This window comes from Lapillicoccus jejuensis (assembly GCF_006715055.1).
GTDB classification, from domain to species: Bacteria; Actinomycetota; Actinomycetes; order Actinomycetales; family Dermatophilaceae; genus Lapillicoccus; species Lapillicoccus jejuensis.
Window position 1 is genome coordinate 2,135,401 of the sequence record NZ_VFMN01000001.1, and the last position, 19,280, is coordinate 2,154,680.

20 protein-coding genes are annotated in these 19,280 nt (G+C 75.2%); 8 read left to right on the forward strand and 12 right to left on the reverse strand.

What is annotated here, in order from left to right:
* The first annotated feature begins 194 nt into the window (after positions 1-194).
* Entirely contained in the window at positions 195-770 is a 576-nt protein-coding gene (locus tag FB458_RS10180) for a hypothetical protein (protein WP_141848390.1), read from the forward strand.
* On the opposite strand, the gene FB458_RS10185 is transcribed toward FB458_RS10180, so the two are convergent.
* The 3 genes from FB458_RS10185 to FB458_RS10195 all read right to left on the reverse strand — a co-directional run bounded on the left by FB458_RS10185 (position 751) and on the right by FB458_RS10195 (position 2,614).
* Positions 751-1,215: a group II truncated hemoglobin gene (locus FB458_RS10185; protein ID WP_141848391.1), complete on the reverse strand. Its 465-nt coding sequence runs from the start codon at positions 1,213-1,215 to the stop codon at positions 751-753. The two genes, FB458_RS10180 and FB458_RS10185, sit on opposite strands and share 20 nt — an antisense overlap.
* A gap of 81 nt (positions 1,216-1,296) precedes the next feature.
* On the reverse strand, positions 1,297-2,142 hold the full coding sequence (locus tag FB458_RS10190) for an alpha/beta fold hydrolase (protein ID WP_141848392.1): 846 nt from the start codon (positions 2,140-2,142) through the stop codon (positions 1,297-1,299).
* Positions 2,143-2,161: 19 nt separating this feature from the next.
* Positions 2,162-2,614 carry a MarR family winged helix-turn-helix transcriptional regulator gene (locus FB458_RS10195; protein WP_141848393.1) on the reverse strand — a complete coding sequence of 151 codons (453 nt, stop codon included), beginning with the start codon at positions 2,612-2,614 and terminating at the stop codon, positions 2,162-2,164.
* A 56-nt stretch (positions 2,615-2,670) separates the two neighbouring features.
* Here FB458_RS10195 and FB458_RS10200 point away from each other — a divergent pair, with 56 nt between their 5' ends.
* Complete coding sequence (locus tag FB458_RS10200) at positions 2,671-3,267, forward strand: maleylpyruvate isomerase family mycothiol-dependent enzyme (RefSeq protein WP_141848394.1); 597 nt, start codon at positions 2,671-2,673, stop codon at positions 3,265-3,267.
* A complete protein-coding gene (locus FB458_RS10205) occupies positions 3,264-3,713 on the forward strand; it encodes a cupin domain-containing protein (RefSeq protein WP_141848395.1) in 450 nt (149 codons plus the stop codon). The genes FB458_RS10200 and FB458_RS10205 overlap by 4 nt, the downstream gene beginning before the upstream one ends.
* Positions 3,714-3,758: 45 nt before the next feature.
* Here FB458_RS10205 and FB458_RS10210 read toward each other — a convergent pair whose 3' ends face one another.
* The 4 genes from FB458_RS10210 to FB458_RS10225 all read right to left on the reverse strand — a co-directional run bounded on the left by FB458_RS10210 (position 3,759) and on the right by FB458_RS10225 (position 9,090).
* Positions 3,759-4,421, reverse strand: a complete 663-nt coding sequence (locus FB458_RS10210) for a class I SAM-dependent methyltransferase (RefSeq protein WP_141848396.1) — start codon at positions 4,419-4,421, stop codon at positions 3,759-3,761.
* Positions 4,418-6,058 (reverse strand): DNA repair helicase XPB, encoded by a 1,641-nt coding sequence (locus FB458_RS10215; RefSeq protein WP_141848397.1) that lies wholly within the window; start codon positions 6,056-6,058, stop codon positions 4,418-4,420. The genes FB458_RS10210 and FB458_RS10215 overlap by 4 nt, the downstream gene beginning before the upstream one ends.
* A gap of 56 nt (positions 6,059-6,114) precedes the next feature.
* Positions 6,115-6,645 carry a hypothetical protein gene (locus FB458_RS22060; protein ID WP_141848398.1) on the reverse strand — a complete coding sequence of 177 codons (531 nt, stop codon included), beginning with the start codon at positions 6,643-6,645 and terminating at the stop codon, positions 6,115-6,117.
* Positions 6,646-6,741: 96 nt separating this feature from the next.
* Entirely contained in the window at positions 6,742-9,090 is a 2,349-nt protein-coding gene (locus FB458_RS10225) for a helicase-associated domain-containing protein (protein ID WP_141848399.1), read from the reverse strand.
* Between the two features lie 96 nt (positions 9,091-9,186).
* On the opposite strand from FB458_RS10225, the gene FB458_RS10230 reads away from it, so the two are divergent.
* The 4 genes from FB458_RS10230 to FB458_RS10245 all read left to right on the forward strand — a co-directional run bounded on the left by FB458_RS10230 (position 9,187) and on the right by FB458_RS10245 (position 12,537).
* Positions 9,187-10,137: an aldose 1-epimerase family protein gene (locus FB458_RS10230; RefSeq protein ID WP_141848400.1), complete on the forward strand. Its 951-nt coding sequence runs from the start codon at positions 9,187-9,189 to the stop codon at positions 10,135-10,137.
* 152 nt (positions 10,138-10,289) lie between these two features.
* Positions 10,290-10,685 (forward strand): cold-shock protein, encoded by a 396-nt coding sequence (locus FB458_RS10235; protein WP_141848401.1) that lies wholly within the window; start codon positions 10,290-10,292, stop codon positions 10,683-10,685.
* A 1-nt stretch (position 10,686) separates the two neighbouring features.
* Entirely contained in the window at positions 10,687-11,427 is a 741-nt protein-coding gene (locus tag FB458_RS10240; RefSeq protein ID WP_141848402.1) for a DUF3027 domain-containing protein, read from the forward strand.
* Positions 11,428-11,439: 12 nt separating this feature from the next.
* Positions 11,440-12,537, forward strand: coding sequence for a hypothetical protein (locus tag FB458_RS10245; RefSeq protein ID WP_141848403.1), 1,098 nt, complete (start codon positions 11,440-11,442; stop codon positions 12,535-12,537).
* Between the two features lie 16 nt (positions 12,538-12,553).
* Here FB458_RS10245 and FB458_RS10250 read toward each other — a convergent pair whose 3' ends face one another.
* Positions 12,554-12,814 carry a DUF2530 domain-containing protein gene (locus FB458_RS10250; protein WP_246061154.1) on the reverse strand — a complete coding sequence of 87 codons (261 nt, stop codon included), beginning with the start codon at positions 12,812-12,814 and terminating at the stop codon, positions 12,554-12,556.
* A 61-nt stretch (positions 12,815-12,875) separates the two neighbouring features.
* On the opposite strand from FB458_RS10250, the gene FB458_RS10255 reads away from it, so the two are divergent.
* Positions 12,876-14,399, forward strand: a complete 1,524-nt coding sequence (locus FB458_RS10255) for an NCS2 family permease (protein WP_141848404.1) — start codon at positions 12,876-12,878, stop codon at positions 14,397-14,399.
* A 216-nt stretch (positions 14,400-14,615) separates the two neighbouring features.
* Here the strand turns inward: FB458_RS10255 and FB458_RS10260 are convergent, their stop codons facing one another.
* From FB458_RS10260 to serC, 4 genes are all read right to left on the reverse strand, one after another.
* Positions 14,616-15,920 carry an MFS transporter gene (locus tag FB458_RS10260; protein WP_141848405.1) on the reverse strand — a complete coding sequence of 435 codons (1,305 nt, stop codon included), beginning with the start codon at positions 15,918-15,920 and terminating at the stop codon, positions 14,616-14,618.
* The gene (locus tag FB458_RS10265; protein ID WP_141848406.1) at positions 15,917-16,363 is read right to left on the reverse strand and encodes a MarR family winged helix-turn-helix transcriptional regulator; all 447 of its coding nucleotides are present in this window, start codon (positions 16,361-16,363) and stop codon (positions 15,917-15,919) included. Before FB458_RS10265 ends, FB458_RS10260 begins: the two co-directional genes overlap by 4 nt.
* Before the next feature lie 110 nt (positions 16,364-16,473).
* Positions 16,474-17,925 (reverse strand): lytic transglycosylase domain-containing protein, encoded by a 1,452-nt coding sequence (locus tag FB458_RS10270; protein ID WP_141848407.1) that lies wholly within the window; start codon positions 17,923-17,925, stop codon positions 16,474-16,476.
* Positions 17,926-18,017: 92 nt separating this feature from the next.
* Positions 18,018-19,163, reverse strand: a complete 1,146-nt coding sequence (gene serC / locus FB458_RS10275) for a phosphoserine transaminase (RefSeq protein WP_141848408.1) — start codon at positions 19,161-19,163, stop codon at positions 18,018-18,020.
* Between the last annotated feature and the right edge of the window lie 117 nt (positions 19,164-19,280).

The following is a 19,280-nucleotide window of genomic DNA, read 5'->3' on the forward strand; positions in this document are numbered from 1 at the left end:
CGTGTCGGTCACGTCCTCATCGTGGGGCCGGAGTCTGGAAGTCTGCTGAACGTTCGCTATGACGCGATTATGGCTTCGGCAGGGGGTCGGCGCACCTGCTGGAGGGATGTCGGGCGGTTGTGGTCCAGCCGCGCGCCGGCCGGCCGATACAGCGAGTACGACGCCTCGACCGCGCGGCAGAGAGGAGCCCGACCGTGAGCGCGCGTGCCCTCGACAGCGTCCCACCGACCCCCCGGGCCCGGCCGTTCCTCGACGGGACCGCCTGCTGCTACTGCGACGCCCCGGTCTTCACCGACCACGGCCCGCAGAACCGCGGGCTCGGCGCCTGGTCGCACGCGGGCTGCCGACGCGGCCGGCCGCGGGTCCGCCTCGCGGTGCCGCCGGTCGCGGAGGTCCGCGCGTTCGTCCTGCGGTCCGGCGGTGACGACCTGGCCCCGGCCGACCTCGACAGCGAGGCGGAGGCGTGGCTGTACTCGTTCTGGCTGCGCGCCTGCCCGCACTGGCCGTCGGTCGTCGTCCGGTCGGGCTCGGCCGCGCAGGTCGGGGCGCTGCTCGACGAGATCGAGGACGCCTTCGACGCCTGCCTCTGGGGGGACGGCGCCCCCGTGAGCAGCTCCGGGGAGGAGCTCGAGCGGGCCTTCCTCGCCGCCGCCGACCGGTTCGCGTGCTTCGCCCCGGCCGCGCTCGCGGTGCCGGCCCTCGACCCGTCCGCCTTCGACGACTGGCTCCGCGAGGGGCACCGGCTCGACTTCATCGTGTGGGCGGACTGACCTGCCCGTCCCACGACCAGTGCGGCATCGTCAGGTCGTCGGGCACGTCGTCGGCGCTGCCGTGGTACGCCGTCATCGTCGTGTGCGTGGCCCAGCCGAAGTAGTCGAGCAGCACCTGCCGCACGGGCTGGTCGGGCGTGAACCCGGCGTCGGTCAGGGCCTGGTCGAAGCAGGCGACGGCGCGGCGGTCCATCTCCTCGTGCACGCCGTTGCCCGAGTGCATCCGCACGACCGACGACTCGTCGCCGTACTCCCGGGTGTAGGTCGGCGGCCCGCCCACCGCCTCGCCGAGGTACGCGGCCAGCCGCTGGGTGTGCTCGGGGTGGTAGCCGTGGCTGAAGGCGTGGCTGACGACCGGGTCGGCGAGCACCCGCTCGTGCCAGGCGTGCGCGAGGCGCAGCAGCCCTTCGTGCCCGCCGGCGGCGTCGTACACCGTGGTGGTCATGCGCCCAGCATGGCCCGGCGAGCGTCCTCGTGGGCGCTTCGCGCCGAGCCCGTACGACGCCCCCTGCGGGCGCCGTCCGCCTCAGCCGCGGCCGGCGACGAGGCGGTCCATGACCGCGAGCATGCAGCCGGGGGCCTCGTACCAGGGCAGGTGACCGGCGCCGGGGACGACCATCGTCCAGGCGCCGGGGATGCGGTCGGCGGTGTCGCTGCCCGCGGTCGTCGGCATCGGGCTCCGCTCGCCGACGAGGACGCCCACGGGGACGCGGATCGACGGCAGCGCGGCCTCGAGCTCGGGCAGCCGGTCGAGGATGTCGGGCCACAGGCCGTGGCTGGCCCGCGTCGACACGCGCAGGCCGGTGGGCATCGGGGGAGCGGTGGAGGGGTCGGCGAAGTACGAGGCCCAGTAGAGGGACAGCGACTCGAGGTTCTCCTCGTCGGTCGAGGTCCCGGCCTCGTCCTTCTCCTCGAGCTCGGCGACCCGGGCGCGGTGCTCCTCGGGGACGCGGGCGACCATCTCGGCGCCGAACGCCTCCATCCCGCCGTCACCGACCGCGCCCAGCGGGTCGGACAGGACCACCCCGTCGAGCCGGTCGGCGAGGCCCACCGCGCAGTGCGCCGCGAGGTGCCCGCCCCAGGAGTGGCCGAGCAGGTAGGCGCGGTCCCAGCCGAGCGCGTCGAGGACGGAGCCGACGTCCTGGACCGCCTCGCTGATGGAGTACTCGCCCTCGCTCGTCGACGGGGTCAGGCCGCGCTGCTGGAAGCACGCGACCTCGTACCGCTGCGCGAGCTCGTCGACCGCCGGGTCGACGCTGGCCATGTCGAGGCCCGGTCCACCGTGCAGGACGAGCACCCGCGGGCCGGAGCCGGTGACGTAGCCGCCCAGGTCGCCGACGTCGGTCGGCGCGGTGAAGGGGGTGCGCGTCATGCGGCGCAGCCTAGGTGGGTCACGACCAGGGGTCGACGAGGGGGCGGAGGTCGCGCAGCGTCGCGTGCACCGCGTCGAGCCGCTCCTCTCCGACGTGCTCGGCCCACTCGGCCAGGGCCTGCTCGACCTCGGCGTTCGCCGCCGCGACCACGCCGTCGGCCCGGGCGGTGAGGCGCACCAGCCGGGCTCGGCGGTCGGTGGGGTCGGCCACGCGCTCGACGTAGCCGGCCGACTCGAGCTGCTCGACGAGGAAGGCGGCGCTCTGCTTGGTCACCCGCGCCTGCTCCGCGAGGTCGGACACCCGGGTGCCCTCCGGTCCGATCCGCGCGGCGACCCGGGCCTGGGCCAGCGTGATGTCGGTGAACCCGGCGGCCGCCACCGCGTCGAGGGCCCGCTGCTCGAGGGCCCGGTTGGCGACGAACAGCAGGATGCCGAGCTCGCGTCGCTCCGGGCGTTGACGTCGTCTCGTCACGGTGCCACATTAGACAGAGAAACTGTCTATCTCGCTCACCGACCGGGAGACACGCCGTGGACACCGACCTCGTGTGGCAGCACATCGACACCGAGCGTGCGTTCGTCGCCGACCTGCTCGAGGGCCTGCCCGACGACGCGTGGCGCACCCCGAGCCTGTGCGACGGGTGGACCGTGCGCGACGTCGGTGCCCACCTCACGCTCTCGCAGACCCGGGTGCGGGACCTCGTCGGTCCGGCGCTGCGTGCCGGCCTGCGGTACGACGTCCTCGTGCGCGACACCGCGCTCCGCAGCCCGCTCACGCACGAGGAGGTCGTCGCGACCCTGCGCGGGTTCGTCGGCAGCCGCCGCCGGGTCGCCTTCATCACCGACCTCGAGCCGCTCGTCGACGTCCTGGTCCACACCCAGGACATCTGCGTCCCGCTCGGCCTCGACCACCCGATGCCGCCGGAGGCGGCGGCCGCGGCGGCCGACCGGGTGCTGACGACGCGCCCGCCGCTGCGCCGCTGGACCCCGCCGCGCGGGGTCAGGCTCGTCGCGACGGACACCGACTGGGCCTGGGGCGAGGGGCCGGAGCGCCCCGCCCCGGTGCAGACCCACCTGCTCGACCTGACCGGACGCCGCCGCTCGCCCCGACCCCAGGAGGTCCGATGACCACCACCGTCCACGTCGCGCCCGGCGAGGGCGCGCACCACGTCCTGCTCGACGGCGACCACGTCGCCAAGACCGCGGTCGCCGACGGCACCCGCGGCTTCGAGGTGTTCGAGGTCGTCAGCCGCCCGGGCCCGCCCGTGCCGCCGCACCGGGCGCCGTGGACGGCGGTCCTCTACCTCGTCGAGGGGCGGGTCACCGCCCACGTCGACGGGACGGCGTACGACGTCGCGCCGGGCGCGGTGCTGGTCCTGCCGGCCGGTCGCCCCGCGACGTTCGAGCCGGGCCCGGACGGGGCGCGCTTCGTCGCCGTCACCTGGGGGGACCGCGCCGGTGCGTTCTTCGCCGACATGGCCCGGTCGTTGCCGCTGGAGCGGGCCGCCTCGATCCGCGTCGAGGACGTGCTGGCCGTGACGGGTCGGCACGGGGTGGTCCTCGACGCGCCCTGACCGCGGTGGTCCTCCCGGCCGCGTCGGGTCCGGAGCGCCGCCCGGTCAGCCGGACGGAACGGACTCGACGCTGTCGGCCGGACCGGCGACCCGGGCCCAGGCGCCCCACAACGGGTCCGACCCCGACCGGGGCGGGGTCCGCAGGGCGGTCGTGACGTCGGCGAAGCCGGCACGCTCGAGGTACGCCTGCACGATGGCCACCCGGCCCTGCTCGTCGGTCTCCAGCCACCCGCGGACGGCCTTGGTGGGGAAGCAGCGGTTGCTGAACGTCAGGACGACGACCCCGCCGGGCCGCAGCACCCGGGCCGCCTCCCGGAGCACCTCGACCGGCCGGACGAGGTAGTCCACGGACACGCAGCAGGTCACCGCGTCGAACGCCTGGTCGTCGAAGGGCAGGCGCGGGTCGCGGTTGAGGTCCTGGACGACGACCTCGTCGGCGAGCGGGTTGCGCTCCAGCTCGACGGCGTTCATCCCGAGGACGGTGAGGCCCCCGGCGGGCCGGCGCGACAGGTGCGAGACCCACGACGACATGAGGTCGAGCACCCGGCCGCCGGGCACGTCGAGCTCGTCGTACAGGCCGGTCACGGCGGCGATCGCGCCGTCGTCGAGGTGGGTGACCAGCCGCGGCGGCCCGTAGAACACCGCGTCGTCGTCCTCGTCGTACCGGTCGAAGAACCCCGGCGGCCAGGCGTCGTGCCGGGGCGTCATACCGGCAGGTCGTCCGCGTCGACGATCCGGTAGGCGTAGCCCTGCTCGGCGAGGAAGCGCTGCCGGTGGGCCGCGAAGTCGGCGTCGACGGTGTCCCGCGACACGACCGTGTAGAAGTGCGCGGTGCGGCCGTCGCCCTTGGGGCGCAGGACGCGGCCGAGGCGCTGGGCCTCCTCCTGGCGGGAGCCGAAGGTGCCGGACACCTGGATGGCGACGCTCGCCTCGGGCAGGTCGATGGAGAAGTTCGCGACCTTGGACACGACGAGCAGCTGGATCTCGCCGACCCGGAAGGCCTGGAAGAGCTTCTGCCGCTCGGTCACCGAGGTCTCGCCGGTGATGACGTCGGCGTCGAGCCGGTTGGCCAGGCCCTCGAGCTGGTCGAGGTACTGCCCGATGACGAGCGTGGGCTCGCCGCGGTGCTTCTCGACGAGACGCTGCACGACGCCGTCCTTGGCGTCGGTGCACGACGCGAGCCGGTAGCGCTCCTCCGGCTCCGACATCGCGTAGGTCATCCGCTGGCCCTCGGGCAGGGACACCCGCACCTCGACGCAGTCGGCGGGGGCGATGTAGCCCTGCGCCTCGATGTCCTTCCACGGGGCGTCGTACCGCTTGGGGCCGATGAGCGAGAAGACGTCGCCCTCGCGGCCGTCCTCGCGCACGAGGGTCGCGGTGAGGCCGAGCCGGCGACGGGCCTGCAGGTCCGCGGTCATCCGGAAGATCGGGGCGGGGAGCAGGTGCACCTCGTCGTAGACGACCAGGCCCCAGTCGCGCGCGTCGAGCAGGTCCAGGTGCGGGTAGACGCCCTTCCGCTTCATCGTGAGGACCTGGTACGTCGCGATGGTGACGGGCCGGATCTCCTTGCGGCTGCCCGAGTACTCGCCGATCTCGTCCTCGGTGAGGCTGGTCCGCTTGACCAGCTCCTCCTTCCACTGCCGCGCGGAGACGGTGTTGGTGACGAGGATGAGCGTCGTCGCCCTGGCTGCGGCCATCGCGCCCGCACCGACGAGGGTCTTGCCCGCGCCGCAGGGCAGGACCACGACGCCGGAGCCGCCGTGCCAGAACCCGTCGACCGCCTGCTGCTGGTACGGCCGCAGCTCCCAGCCGTCGGTGACGAGGTCGATGGGGTGGGCCTCGCCGTCGACGTACCCCGCGAGGTCCTCGGCCGGCCAGCCGACCTTGAGCAGCTCCTGCTTGAGGTGTCCGCGCTCGCTCGGGTGCACCGCGACGGTGAGGTCGTCGATCCGGGCCCCCAGCAGCGGCGCGATCTTCTTGGCCCGCATGACCTCCTCGAGGACGGGGCGATCGGTCGTGCGAAGGGTCAGCCCGTGCGTCGGGTGCTTGTCGAGGGTGAGCCGGCCGTAGCGGTCCATCGTGTCGGCGACGTCGATGAGCAGGCTCTGCGGGACGGCGTACCGGCTGTGGGTGACGAGCGCGTCGACGACCGACTCGGCGTCGTGGCCGGCGGCGCGGGCGTTCCACAGCCCGAGGGGCGTGACGCGGTAGGTGTGCACGTGCTCGGGGGCGCGCTCGAGCTCGGCGAACGGGGCGATCGCGCGGCGCGCGGTCTCCGCGCCGGGGTGGTCGACCTCGAGGAGGAGGGTCTTGTCGCTCTGGACGATGAGGGGGCCGTCGGTCATGGTGCTCCGTCCAACCCCACGGGGCGGGGGTCTGTTCCGGCGGGGTCGGCGCCGATCTAGATGCTGGTCCCGTCGACCTGGGTGACCTCGCCGTGCGAGGAGAAGATCGCGACGAAGAGGACGACGACGGCGATGGCGAGGACCCCGAGGACGACCCACCCGATGCGCATGAGCCGCACCGACGAGGAGCTGTCGCTCGCGTCCTTGCTCAGCGCGACGATGGCCAGGACCAGGCTCGGCAGCCCGGCGCCGCACCCGACGAAGGTGAGCAGCGCGGACAGCACGAGCAGGACGATGGTCGACGCCCGCTGGCCCGAGGTCATCCGCGGGCCGGGGGCGCCGTACGGCGAGCCGTAGGGCATCGCGCCGTACGGCGTGCCGTAGGTCGGGTACGGGGTCCCCGGCTGGCCGTAGGGCGGCTGGCCGTAGGGCGGCTGCCCGTACGGCGGCTGCTGCCCGTACGGCGGCTGCTGCCCGTACGGCGGCTGCTGTCCGTACGGCGGCTGCTGGCCGCCCTCGGGCGGTCGGGCGTCCCCGGTGTAGCGGCGGTAGTCGTCCCCCGGGGGGCCGGGCCAGCTCGAGCTCATGGGTCCTCTTCGTGTGTCGACGGACGACCCCCTGACGGCGCCCGACGGTCTCGAACCTACCGTCCGGCGGTCGGGAGGACATCCCCCGCTCGGCCCTCAGAGCGGGGCGACCCCGGTGATCCGGTGGATGCCGAAGGCCCGCTCGTCGGCGCCGTCGGCGACCCGGCCGACGGCCCGGCCGCCCTCGACGCGCAGCGGGTAGAACAGGTGGACCTCGGTGCGCCCGGCGGCGTCGGCGTACCCGATCCACAGGCCGCGCCGGTCGGCGGCGGCGTCGCGCAGCGCCGCGACCGTGACCGCGGGCTCGGTCGGCTCGAGCCGCGGCCGGTCGGGGTCGGCGGCGGCCCGGGCCTCGCGCGCGGCCTCCTCGGCGACGCGCAGCCGCCCCACGAGGTCGGCGGCGGCGGCCGGGTCGAGCGGCGTCACCACCGGCCGCGGGGAGAGGCGGCGCTCCTTGGCCCGCCGCCTCGGCGGGGCGACGACGACCACGCGACCCTCGGGACCCTCCTGCACGGGCGCGAACCCGTTGTCCCGCAACGTCTCCAGCAGCACCCGCGGGTCGGCCGACGACACGAGGACGGTGGGCGCGATCCGGCGCAGCCGCAGCGATGCCAGCCGGCGCTCGGCGAGCATGGCCCCGAGCGCGGCCTCGTCGTCGCTGCGCAGGTACGCCGTCGCCGCCCCCACCCGCACCTGCCCGTGCCGGCGGGCGACGTCGCGCACGAGGTACTCCAGCGGCTGCGGCACCCCGGTCCGGCTGGCCTCGCGCAGCCGGTCGAGCAGCTCGTCGGCGGACCAGCCCTCGTCGAGCGCCCGGCGCACCGAGTCGGGGGAGAAGCGGTGGACGGTGGCGCCGCCGCGGGACTCGACGTCGGCGACGAGCCGCACGAGCCGGGCCAGCGCCCCCTCGAGCGGTCCGGGGGCGACGGCGGTGAGGTCGGCCTGGAGCAGGACGTGGTCGACGGGCGCCGGCAGCGCCGTCGCCATCGCGGCGGCGACGACGTCGCGCTCCTCGCGGGCCACGAGGCGGCGTCCGGCGCCGGACAGGGCGCCGCGCCCGGTCACCCCGAGCCACTCCGCCTCGCGCAGGACGGCGGTCGCCGTCTCCTGCAGGACGCGCGGGGAGCGCAGCGGGCGGCGCCAGCGCAGCCGGTCGAGCAGGTCGTCGGCGTCCGGGGCCTGCCCGGGGTCGAGGGTAGCGAGCTCGCCCAGGACCTCGGCGCGCAGCCCGCGCACGGCCGGCCACTGCACGTCGGGCCCGAGGGCGTTGGTGGTCCCCGACGACGACGCGGCGCGGCCCCCGCTGCCGGTCGGGCTCCCGACGAGGTGCGGGGCGCGGGTGGAGTCGCGCCAGCCCTGCGCGAGCACCGCCCAGCGCTCGCCGGCGGGGCGGTCCTCCCAGGCGTCGGCCAGGGGGGTGGGGGCCCACACCGGCTCCAGCTCGCCGTCGTCGGCGAGGAGTCCGGCGGCGAGCGCGACCTCGGCGACGAACGCGGTCCGGTCCGGGTCGAGGTCGAGCGCGGTCGCCGTCGCGCGCAGGTCCCGGACGGCCAGCCCGCCGGTGCGCAGCACCCGCGGCGGGGCCGCGCCCCAGCGCAGCAGGAGGTCGCCGACCGCCGTGAGCAGGTCGAGGACGACGGCCGCCGCGGTGCCGTCGACGACCTCGACCCCGAGGTCGCGGGTGGCGACCGGGGGCGGGTCGAGCTCGGCCCGCTCGTGCGTCCGGTCCCCGCGCAGGGCCAGCGCCACCTCGCGGGGCAGCACGACGCGGGTGTCGCCGGGCGCCGCCGGCGCCCCCCGCAGCAGGGTGAGGTCGCCGAGGTCGCGGGGCAGCCGGACGAGCACGCCGTGCTCGATGAGCCACCCGACGGCGCCGCCGACGTCGCCGGCGGGCGCGACACCGAGCGGCGGGCCCCAGGTCATCCGCTCGAGCAGGGCGGTGGCGGCGGGCGGGGCGTCGGCCACGAGTCGCCGTACGGCGTCGGCGTCGGGGGTCGGGCGCGAGCCGCCTCCGGGGAGGTCGGCGAGGGCCGGGCCGAGCCCGGCCGGGGTGGGTCCCAGCACCTCGGTGACGGTGCGCACGACGTGCAGCCCGTCGCCGCCGCGCCACAGCAGCGCCAGGCCCCACAGGTGCTCGAGCACGGGCCGGACCCGGGCGACCGGGGCGCCGAGCAGGCCGGCGACGCGAGCGGGGTCCGCGCCGTCGCCGGCGGCCACCGCCGCCTCGAGGACCTGGACCCGGCCGCGGTCCAGCGCCTCGAGGCAGCGCTGGACGCTGGCGCGGGTGGAGGCCCGGGCGGCGAGCGCGGTGAGGTCGGACGGGGTCGGACGGGCCAGGTCGGGCCGCCGGAGGACGAGGGCGCTCAGCTGCTCGTCGGTGCGTCCGCGCACGTCGTCGGCCAGGCTGCGCGCCGCCGCAGGGGCGGTGCGACGGCGGGAGGGCACCCGACCCACCGTAGTCGCGGGGCGTCGCGCTCGCGGGGGTGGCCACCCGTGGCCGGGGCCGACCGGGCGGGGGCGGTGAGGGCTAGGGTCGCCCGTGTGAGCGCCGCCCCGGACCCGACCGACCCGGCCCTGCCCAGCGGGCAGCAGTGGACCCTGCGGCACGGCGCCGACGAGGTGACCGTCGTCGAGGTCGGTGGCGGGCTGCGCACCTGGACCCGCGACGGCGTCGACGTGCTGGCCGGCTACCCCGCCGACGCGATGGCGCTCGCGGGCCGCGGCCAGCTGCTCGTGCCGTGGCCGAACCGCGTCGCCGACGGCCGCTGGTCGTGGGACGGGGTCGACCTCAAGCTCCCGCTCACCGAGCCCGACCTGCACAACGCCAGCCACGGCCTGGTCCGCTGGGCGTCGTGGCACCTCGTCGGGCAGGAGTCCGACCAGGACGGGGCGAACCTCACGGTGGGGCACCGCCTCCACCCCCAGCCCGGGTGGGGCTGGGTGCTCGACCTCGAGGTCCGCTACGCCCTCCACGACGACGGGCTCACCGTGACGACGAGCGTGACCAACCGGTCCGGGAGCGCGGCGCCGTACGGCTACGGGGCGCACCCCTACCTCTCGCTCGGGGACACGCCGCTGGCCGACGTCGTCCTCACCGTCCCGGCCCGCCGCTGGCTCGAGGTGACCCCCGACCGGCTGCTGCCGGTCGCCACCCACCCGGTGGACGGGACGCCGTACGACTTCCGCCGCTCGCGACCGGTCGGGGACACCGCGCTCGACAACGCCTTCACCGACGTCGAGCGCGACGGGGACGGCCGCTGGTCCGTCGTCGTCGAGGGCGTGCCGCACGGGCGGCTGACGCTGTGGGGCGACGAGCACCACCCGTGGCTGCAGGTCTTCACCGGGCGCGCGACGTCGGCCACCGAGGGCAGCAACGGCATCGCCGTCGAGCCGATGACCTGCCCGCCGGGGGCGCTGGTGTCCGGCACCGACCTCGTCGTCCTCGAGCCCGGGGTGACGCACACCGCGACCTGGGGGGTCCGGGTCGGCTGACCCGCTCCCGCACCCTCGCGGGGGCGGAACGGGCGGACCGGCCAAACCGGTTGCCCGTCTCGCATAGACTCCACGGGGTCCGTCGCGCCGGTGCGAGTCGCTGCGGTCCCTCAGCACGCACCCGAGCACGGCACGATCGAAGGTGGACTCCCATGCCGACCGGCAAGGTCAAGTGGTACGACGCGGAGAAGGGTTTCGGCTTCCTCGCGGACGACGAGGGCGGTGACGTCTTCCTGCACGCGAACTCCCTGCCCGAGGGCGTCACGACGCTCAAGGGCGGCGCCCGCGTCGAGTTCTCCGTCGCGGCGGGCCGCCGCGGGGCGCAGGCCATGCAGGTCACCCTGCTCGACCCGCCGCCGTCGGTCGCCGCGGGCAAGCGCGCGGCCTCGCGCAAGCCGGCCGAGGAGATGGTCGTCATCGTCGAGGACCTCATCAAGCTGCTCGACACCGTCGGCGAGGGGCTGCGCCACGGGCGCCACCCCGACAAGGAGTTCGCCGGCAAGGTGGCCCAGGTCATGCGGGCCGTCGCCACCGAGATCGAGGCCTGAGGTGCCGCCCGCCGTCAAGCGCGACGCCGTCCTCGTGGGGTCGGTCGACCTCGCCCGCGCGGTGCTCGAGGAGATCGCCGACCCCGGCGCGGTGGGCGAGCACCTCGAGACGACCATGCTCGAGGAGCGGCTGGCCATGCACTGGTTCGCGTGCGCCAACCCCGGTTACCGGGGGTGGCGCTGGGCGGTCAGCGTGGCCCGGGCGCCCCGACAGAAGGAGGCGACGGTCTGCGAGACCAACCTCCTGCCCGGCCCCGACTCCGTCCTCGCGCCCGAGTGGCTGCCGTGGGCGCAGCGCCTGGCCCCGGGCGACCTCGGCGCGGGCGACGTCCTGCCCTACCGCGGTGACGACCCCCTCCTGGAGGAGGGCTTCGAGGCCACCGGTGACGAGGACGTCGACCAGGTCGCGCTGTGGGAGCTCGGCCTCGGCCGCCCCCGCGTGCTGAGCGCGGAGGGCCGCGAGGTCGCCGCCCAGCGCTGGTACGACGGCGCGCACGGGCCGAGCACCGACGTCGCCGAGCGCTCGGAGGGCAAGTGCGCCTCCTGCGGGTTCTTCCTGCCCATGGCGGGCGCGCTGCGCCAGGTCTTCGGGGTCTGCGCCAACGAGTGGTCGTCCTCCGACGGCGCCGTCGTCAGCCTCGACCACGGGTGCGGGGCGCACAGCGAGACCCGGGCGCCCGAGCCCGAGCCGGAGCCGATGGGCACCCCGATCATGGACGAGCTCGCGCTCGACCTCGTCTGAGACCACGGACGCGTGCCCCCTCGGGTGGCGGGACGCCGGGTGACCCGGCTGCGGGCGCTGGGCGCGCTCCTGGTCGTGCTCGTCGTGCTCGGCGTCGGTGGTGCCGCGAGCACCGTGGCCTTCAACCAGCTCAACGGGCCCGAGCAGGCGGTCCTCGACTACGCGAGCCTCATCGCCGACGGTCGCGCCTCGGCCGCCGCGCGCCGGGTGGCCCCGGTGTCGTCGGAGAAGGGGCGGGTCGTCCCCCGGCTGCTGAGCGACGCGGCGCTCGCCCGCGCCACGCGCATCCGCCCGCTGAGCGCGGCCGTGGAGACCGGCCGTCCCGGTGGGGTGGACGTGCCGGTCGGTCAGTCCGTCACGGTCGATCTCACCTACGCCGTCGGCCAGCGCAGCGGCGTCGCGGCGCTGCGGGTCCGCCGCGACGCGGACGGCTTCCCCTTCACGCACAGGTGGACCGTCGTCGACCCGTTGCTCGTCCCGGTCGACCTGCGTCCCAACCTGCCCACGCTCGGGCCACCAACGATCGCGGGCGTGGCGATCCCCTTCCTCACGGGGACGAACCCGGCGGCCGCTGCCGATCAGGGGCCGGGGGGCACGAGGACCGGCTCGGCCCGGCCGGTGCTGATGTACCCGGGGGTCTACCCGTTGACGACGCCGGACGTCCCGCTGCTGACGGCGGGTGTGGGCGACGCGCCGCCGACCCTCGTCGTCGTGCACGCCGCGGACGCGGCGACGCGGGTGACGGTGCTGCGCCACGACTTCAGCTGGACCGCCTCACAGGACCTGCTGGACCTGATCGGGGCCGGGGTGGTGACCCAGCTGACGACCTGCGTGACCCAGGGTCCGGGGATGTCGCCCACCTGCCCGAGGCGGCTCTACGCGGTGCGGAACAAGCCCGGGCTGACCAGCGTGGTCGCCCCTGCGGAGCTGGTCGTGGGGAACGTGAGCCGGGATCCCGACGGCTACGTCCACGTCCCCTTCCGGTACTCCACCCCGCAGACCGTGGCCTGGACGGGGACCAGCCCCGGCAAGGTCGCCGTCCCCGTCTCCGGTGACATCGCCTTCCTACCGTCCGACGACCTGGCCGCACCGCTCCTGGACCGAGGCTAGCGACGTCGTACGGGCGTCAGGCGCTCGCGGCGTTGCCGCGGCCGCGGCGCAGGTAGAGCCAGCCGACCGCGCCGAGGACCAGCCCGGCGGCGCAGCACCACGGCCACCACGACCGGGACCCGGCGTGCAGGGCGGGGACGGCGAGGACGACGACGAGGGCCGCGGCCCACAGCGCCAGACCCCCCTCGACGATGCGCCGCATCGGGACCGCGAGCGGCTCGACCGGCGGGGTCGGGGGCGGGGCCGGGGCGGGGGTGCCCTCGCGGCTGTCGTCCACGTGGCGAGCCTAGCCGCGCGCCGTCACACGGCCGTCACACGGCGGCGCTACGGTCGGCGCCATGTCGACCACCGCCACGTCGTCCCCGCCCCGCCGCGGCGGCCTCGACGGCTACTTCCACATCACCGAGCGCGGCTCGACGGTCGGCCGCGAGGTCCGCGGCGGGATCGTCACCTTCTTCACGATGGCCTACATCGTCGTGCTCAACCCGCTCATCATCGGCACGCAGGCCGACAGCACGGGCGGGTTCCTCGGCGGCGGTGACGTCGGGCGGGCCATCACCCTCGTCGCGGCGGGCACCGCGCTCGTCGCCGGCGTGATGACCATCGTCATGGGCGTCTACGCGAACTTCCCCATCGCGCTCGCCACCGGTCTGGGGCTCAACGCGTTCGTCGCCTTCGGCATCGCCAAGCTGCCGCAGATGACCTGGGCCGACGCGATGGGGCTCGTCGTCCTCGAGGGCATCGTCATCACGGTGCTCGTCCTCACCGGGTTCCGGACCGCCGTCCTGCGCGCGGTGCCGGCGCAGCTCAAGACGGCGATCTCGGTCGGCATCGGCCTGTTCATCACCCTCATCGGCCTCGTCGACTCCGGCCTCGTCCGCCGGCCGACCGTGCCGAGCGGGCAGGGCGGCTTCACGCCGAACCCGTCCGGGCCGCCGCTGGAGTTCGCCGTCGGCGGCTTCCTCAGCGGGTGGCCGCTGCTCGTCTTCGTCGTCGGGCTCGCGGCGATCGTCGGGATGATCGCGCTCAAGGTCAAGGGCGCGATCCTGTGGGGCGTGCTCGGCGCGACCGTGCTCGCGGTGGTCGTCGAGGCCGTCTTCCACGTCGGGTCCTCGACCAACGCCAAGGGCGAGCTGGTCAACCCGGCCGGCTGGGGCCTGGGCGTGCCGAAGCTGCCGTCGACGTGGGTCGACACCCCCGACTTCGGGCTGCTGGGGCACTTCAACCTGCTGGGCTCGTTCTCGAAGATCGGCGTCGTCGCCGCGGTGCTGCTCGTCTTCACCCTCATGCTGGCCGACTTCTTCGACACGATGGGCACGATGGTCGCCATCGGCAGCGAGGCCGGCCTGCTCGACGAGGACGGCAACCCGCCGCAGTACCAGCGGATCCTGCTCGTCGACTCGCTCGCGGCCGTGGCCGGCGGCGCCGGCAGCGTCAGCAGCAACACGGCGTACATCGAGTCGGCCTCGGGCGTCGGCGAAGGCGCCCGGACGGGGCTGGCCTCGGTCGTCACCGGGGTGCTCTTCCTGCTCACGACGTTCCTCGCCCCCGTCGTCGGGGTCGTGCCCTACGAGGCGGCGACGCCGGCGCTCGTCGTCGTCGGGTTCCTCATGATGCAGCAGGTCAAGGAGATCGACTGGGACGACCTGGAGATCGCCGTGCCGGCGTTCCTCGCCATCGTCCTCATGCCGTTCTCGTACTCGATCACCGTCGGCATCGGCGCGGGCTTCCTCGCCTTCGTCTTCCTCAAGGTCGTCCGCGGCAAGGCCGCCCAGATCCACGCCCTCATGTGGGTCGTCGCGGGCCTCTTCGTCGTCTACTTCGCCATCGACCCGATCAAGACCGTCCTCGGCGTCGCCTGACGCTCCTCCCGCCAGGGACCCGAATCGGATTCGGCCCGCTCGACTCGTGTCACGCACCGAGCCGAGTGGGCCGAACCCGATTCGCAGGGGTCCTACCGTGGGTGCGGCCAGAGGGTCGCGACCAGCGCGACGAGCACGAGCACCGCGAGGGCGCCGACCGTCAGCCGGCGGCGGAAGCGAGGGGTCACCCGGTGATCCTCGCACCGCCGGTCGGCGTCAGCGGACCGCCTCGGGCTCGGGGATCACCGGCGCGGTGACGGGGCGTCGGACGAGCCGCAGGCGGGGCAGCCTGGCCGTGTCGGCGCGCTCGACCGCGATCCGGACACGGCCGCTGCGCAGGAAGACGACCGCGACCACGGCGAGCGAGAGGCCGACGGCGATGCTGCCGACGCCGATGGTCCAGCGCGGGCCGGCGTGGTCGCCGATCCACCCGATGAGCGGCGACCCGATGGGCGTGCCGCCCATGAGGATGGCCATGTAGAGCGACATGACCCGGCCCCGCACCTGCGGGTCGACGCTCAGCTGCACGGTCGAGTTGGCCGTGTTCATCGCCGTCAGGGCGAAGAGACCGACGGGCACCAGCGAGAGCGCGAACAGGTCGTACGTCGGCGCGATCGACGCCACCGCGGTGGCGACGGTGAACCCGGCGAGGGCGACGACGACGACCAGCAGCCGCGGGTTCTTGCGGCGGGCGGCGAGCAGGGCCGCGGCGAGCGAGCCGATGGCCATGATCGAGCCGAGCAGGCCGTACTCCGTCGGGCCCTTGTGGAACGCCTGCGTCGCCATGAGCGCGGTGGTGATCTGGAAGTTCATCCCGAAGGTGCCGAGGACGAAGACGAGCCCCATGAGCAGCATGAGGTCGGGCCGGCTGCGGACGTAGGCGAAGCCCTCGCGGACCTGGCCGCGGCCCCGTGAGGTCGGCACCGGGTTGAGCTCGTCCGTGTGCATCGAGGCCAGCGAGGCGAGGACGAAGAAGAACGACAACCCGTTGAGCAGCAGCGCGAGACCGGTGCCGACACCGGCGATGACGAGGCCGGCGATGCCGGGGCCGAGCAGCCGGCCGGCGTTGAACGAGGCGCTGTTGAGCCCGACCGCGTTGCTCAGCTGCTGGCGCGGCACCATCTCGGAGACGAAGGTCTGCCGGGCCGGGTTGTCGACCGCCGTCGCGACGCCCTGGAAGAGCGCCACCGCGTAGACGTGCCACAGCTGGACGACGCCGGTGAGGGTGAGCGTCGCCAGCACGAGCGCGGAGAGCGCGAGCGCGCTCTGCGAGCAGAAGAGGATGCGCCGCTTGGGGAAGCGGTCGGCGATCGCCCCGGTGAAGGGGGCGAGCAGCAGGAAGGGCAGGAACTGCAGGCCGGTGACGAAGCCGAGCGCCGTCGACGAGTGGTTCGTCAGGACGGTGAGGACGAGCCAGTCCTGGCCGACGCGGCCCATCCACGTCCCGACGTTGGACACGAGCGAGCCGGTGGCGTAGATCCGGTAGTTGCGGATCGACAGCGAGGCGAAGGTCGGGCTCACTCGCTCGCCACCCGCATGAGGATCGCGGTGGCCCGGGCGAGGACCTCCTGCTCGTCGGCCGGCAGCGCGGCGATCCGGCTCGACATCCACGCGTCGCGACGCCGGCGGATCTGCCGGACCAGGGCGCGGCCCTCGACGGTGAGCGAGAGGATCACCTGCCGCCCGTCGCTCGGGTCGTCCTGCCGGCTGACGAGGCCGCGCTCGACGAGGGCGGCGACGGTGCGGGTCATGCTCGGCTTGGCGACCCGCTCGATCTCGGCGAGCTCGCCGGGCGTGCGGGGCGCGTCCTCGAGCCGGATGAGCACCGAGAACTGGTGCGGGGCCACCTCGTGGGTGGACTCGAAGCGCACCCGGCGGCTGATCCGCTGGCAGGCGACGCGCAGGTCGGTCGCGAAACGCGCCACCTGGGCGGGGGTCGGGGGGGACGGTCGTGAGGCGGTCATCGATGATGAGCCTAACTCATTACTTTGGCTAACGACATCGAGCCCGTACGACGACGCCGCCGGACCCGGGTGGGTCCGGCGGCGTCGGGTGGGGAGCCGTGCGCGGAGGGCTACCGGGTGTTCGCGGGGCAGCGCACCTGCTGGTAGGTCGGCAGCGTCCCGACCAGTGGGACGGACACCTGCCCGACCTGCTGGAGGCACGCCCGGTCGAGCCCCGGCAGCGTCGTGCTGTCGGTGCGCAGCACCGAGGTGAGCGCCCCGACCGGGGCCGGCAGCTGCGACGAGGTGGGGGGCAGGACGCCGGACACGAGCGTCCCGACGAGCTGGAGCGGGTTGCCGACGGCCACGCGCCGCAGCGTCGTCACGACCTGCGTCGCGACGCTCGAGACCGCGCTGGTCACCGACCTCACCGGCGCCGGGACCGACGGCGGTGCCGGGGCGGCGACCACGGGCGGGGTGGAGGTCGACGAGGGGGTGCGGGTCGGGGGCGTCGTACCGGAGCCGGCGGAGCCGCCGGAGGGGGAGGTGGGGCGCCCACCGGCCTGCGCGGGCGGCGTCGTCCGCGACCCCGTCGGCCCGGACGCGCTCGTCGTGCCCCCGGGCGCGAACCCGGAGTCGGCGGACGAGCCGGCCGTCGCGGGGTGCGCGGCCGGCAGCTGCGAGAGCGGCAGCTCGGTGACGCCCGCGCGGTAGGCCCTGGCGAGGTTCATCACCGTGCGGACGTAGGCGTCCGACCGGTTGTAGCGGTAGACGGCGGAGTACAGGTCCGCGTCCTTCGCCAGGTCGCCGCCGCCGCTGCACAGGTAGACCCCCGCCGCCGTGGCGGCGTCGGCCATGTCCTGCGGGTCGGCCGTGCCGCGGCCGTCGGCGTCCTGGCCGACGCTGCGCCAGGTGCCGGGGATGAACTGCATCGGGCCGACGGCGCGGTCGTACGTCGTGTCGTGGTCCCACACGCCGTGGTCGGTGTCGGTGATCCGCGCCGTGCCGCCGCGGCCGTCGAGGGGGATGCCGAGGATCCCCGGCCGCGCGACACCCGCCGCGTCCAGCCGGTTGCCGCCGAAGCGCGCGTGGTTGCTCTCGACGCGGCCGATCGCGGCCGGGACCGACCAGTCGAGGTGGCAGGCCGGGTCGGCCTGCTGCAGGAGCGAGGCCGCCAGGTGGTACGCCGCGAGGGCCGCGGCGGGGATGCCGGACCGGTCGAGGACGACGGTGGGGCTCGGGGCCGCCGGGGCGCCCTGCACGGAGCCGAGCGCGGGCAGCGCGGTCATGCCGGTCGGCAGGGCCAGGGCCGGAAGGGGGTTGGTCAGCGCCGACTGCAGGGACGTGGCCTGCTCGCGCTGCGGCTGGGCGGGCACTTCGATGCGGTGCGGGAAGCGGGTGGTGCCCTGGGCGACGGTGGCGCCGTCGACGCCCGCGCCCGTCGCGGCGAGCGCGGTGCCGGTGACGACGAGGGCCAGCGCGGGGACCCCGGCGGCCAGCTGCCGCCACGTCGGCCGGCGCAGCCGCAGCTCGCGGACCCGCCGGGTGGTCTGCCGGTGCGCTCCTCGTGCCCCTCGTCCCACGGTGTTGCTCCTCCTCGTCGAGTCGGGCGCCGGGTCGCGCGGACGCGCGAGGACCGGCCCTCGGCGTGCTCAACGAGGGTGGGGCGACGGGGTTACGGGCCGGCCGGCGACCCCTCGGAGAGGGCCGCGACGACGTGGTCGACGCAGCGGGTGAGCGCGGTGACGTCGTCCGGGTCGACGGCCGGGAACATCGCCACCCGCAGCTGGTTGCGACCCAGCTTGCGGTAGGGCTCGACATCGACGACCCCGTGCGCGCGCAGGGTCGCCGCGACCGCGGCGGCGTCGACCTCGTCCACGAGGTCGACGGTGCCGACCACCTGGCTGCGCAGCGCCGGGTCGGTGACGAACGGGACGGCGTACGGCGCCGCCTCGGCCCACCCGTAGAGCCGGCCGGAGCTCTCGGCCGTGCGCGCGGTCGCCCAGGCGAGCCCGCCCTGCTCGTTCATCCAGGTCAGCTGCTCGGCCAGCAGGACGAGGGTGGCCAGGGCCGGCGTGTTGAGGGTCTGGTCCTGGCGGCTGTTGGCGACGGCGGTGCGCAGGCTGAGGAACTCCGGGATCCAGCGGCCGCTCGCGGCGACCTGATCGACCCGCTCGAGCGCGGCAGGGGACATCAGGGCCAGCCAGAGGCCGCCGTCGGACGCGAAGGACTTCTGCGGGGCGAAGTAGTAGACGTCGGTCTGCGCGACGTCGACCGGCAGCCCCCCGGCGCCGGAGGTGGCGTCGACGACGACGAGCGAGTCCTCGTCGGCGCCCTCGACGCGCCGGACCGGGGCCATGACGCCGGTCGAGGTCTCGTTGTGCGGCCACGCGTAGACGTCGACCCCCGGCTCGCCGTACGGCGTCGCGCACCCGCCGGGCTCCGCGGTGACCCGCGTCGGCTCGGCGAGGAACGGCGCGCCGGCGGTCACCGCCGCGAACTTCGCGGAGAACTCGCCGTGCACGCAGTGCTGGCTGCGCTCGCGGACCAGGCCGAGGGCGGCGGCGTCCCAGAAGGCGGTCGACCCGCCGTTGCCGAGGACGACCTCGTAGCCGTCGGGCAGGGAGAACAGCGTGCGCAGGCCCTCCCTGATGCCGCCGACGAGCGAGCGGACCGGGGCCTGGCGGTGCGAGGTCCCCAGCAGCGTCCGGCCGACCGCGGCCAGCCGGGCCATCTGCTCCGGGCGGACCTTGCTCGGCCCGGAGCCGAACCGGCCGTCGGCGGGCAGCAGGTCCGCCGGGATCGAGGGCAGCGCGCTCATGGGGTCATCCCACCACCTCCCCCGCGGCGGCGGTCCGAGGCGGTCACGGGACGGACGGGAACACGAGGGGCTGGACGGTGGTTCGTCGCCGTGTAATCCTGTAATCACCATTACCGA

Coding starts and splice junctions, on each gene's coding strand:
- FB458_RS10255 (WP_141848404.1), top strand. CDS start 12,876: ATGTCGACCACCGCCACGTCGTCCCCGCCCCGCCGCGGCGGCCTCGAC.
- FB458_RS10215 (WP_141848397.1), bottom strand. CDS start 6,058: ATGACCGACGGCCCCCTCATCGTCCAGAGCGACAAGACCCTCCTCCTC.
- FB458_RS10235 (WP_141848401.1), top strand. CDS start 10,290: ATGCCGACCGGCAAGGTCAAGTGGTACGACGCGGAGAAGGGTTTCGGC.
- FB458_RS10265 (WP_141848406.1), bottom strand. CDS start 16,363: ATGACCGCCTCACGACCGTCCCCCCCGACCCCCGCCCAGGTGGCGCGT.
- FB458_RS10190 (WP_141848392.1), bottom strand. CDS start 2,142: ATGACGCGCACCCCCTTCACCGCGCCGACCGACGTCGGCGACCTGGGC.
- serC (WP_141848408.1), bottom strand. CDS start 19,163: ATGAGCGCGCTGCCCTCGATCCCGGCGGACCTGCTGCCCGCCGACGGC.
- FB458_RS10210 (WP_141848396.1), bottom strand. CDS start 4,421: ATGACGCCCCGGCACGACGCCTGGCCGCCGGGGTTCTTCGACCGGTAC.
- FB458_RS22060 (WP_141848398.1), bottom strand. CDS start 6,645: ATGAGCTCGAGCTGGCCCGGCCCCCCGGGGGACGACTACCGCCGCTAC.
- FB458_RS10185 (WP_141848391.1), bottom strand. CDS start 1,215: ATGACCACCACGGTGTACGACGCCGCCGGCGGGCACGAAGGGCTGCTG.
- FB458_RS10205 (WP_141848395.1), top strand. CDS start 3,264: ATGACCACCACCGTCCACGTCGCGCCCGGCGAGGGCGCGCACCACGTC.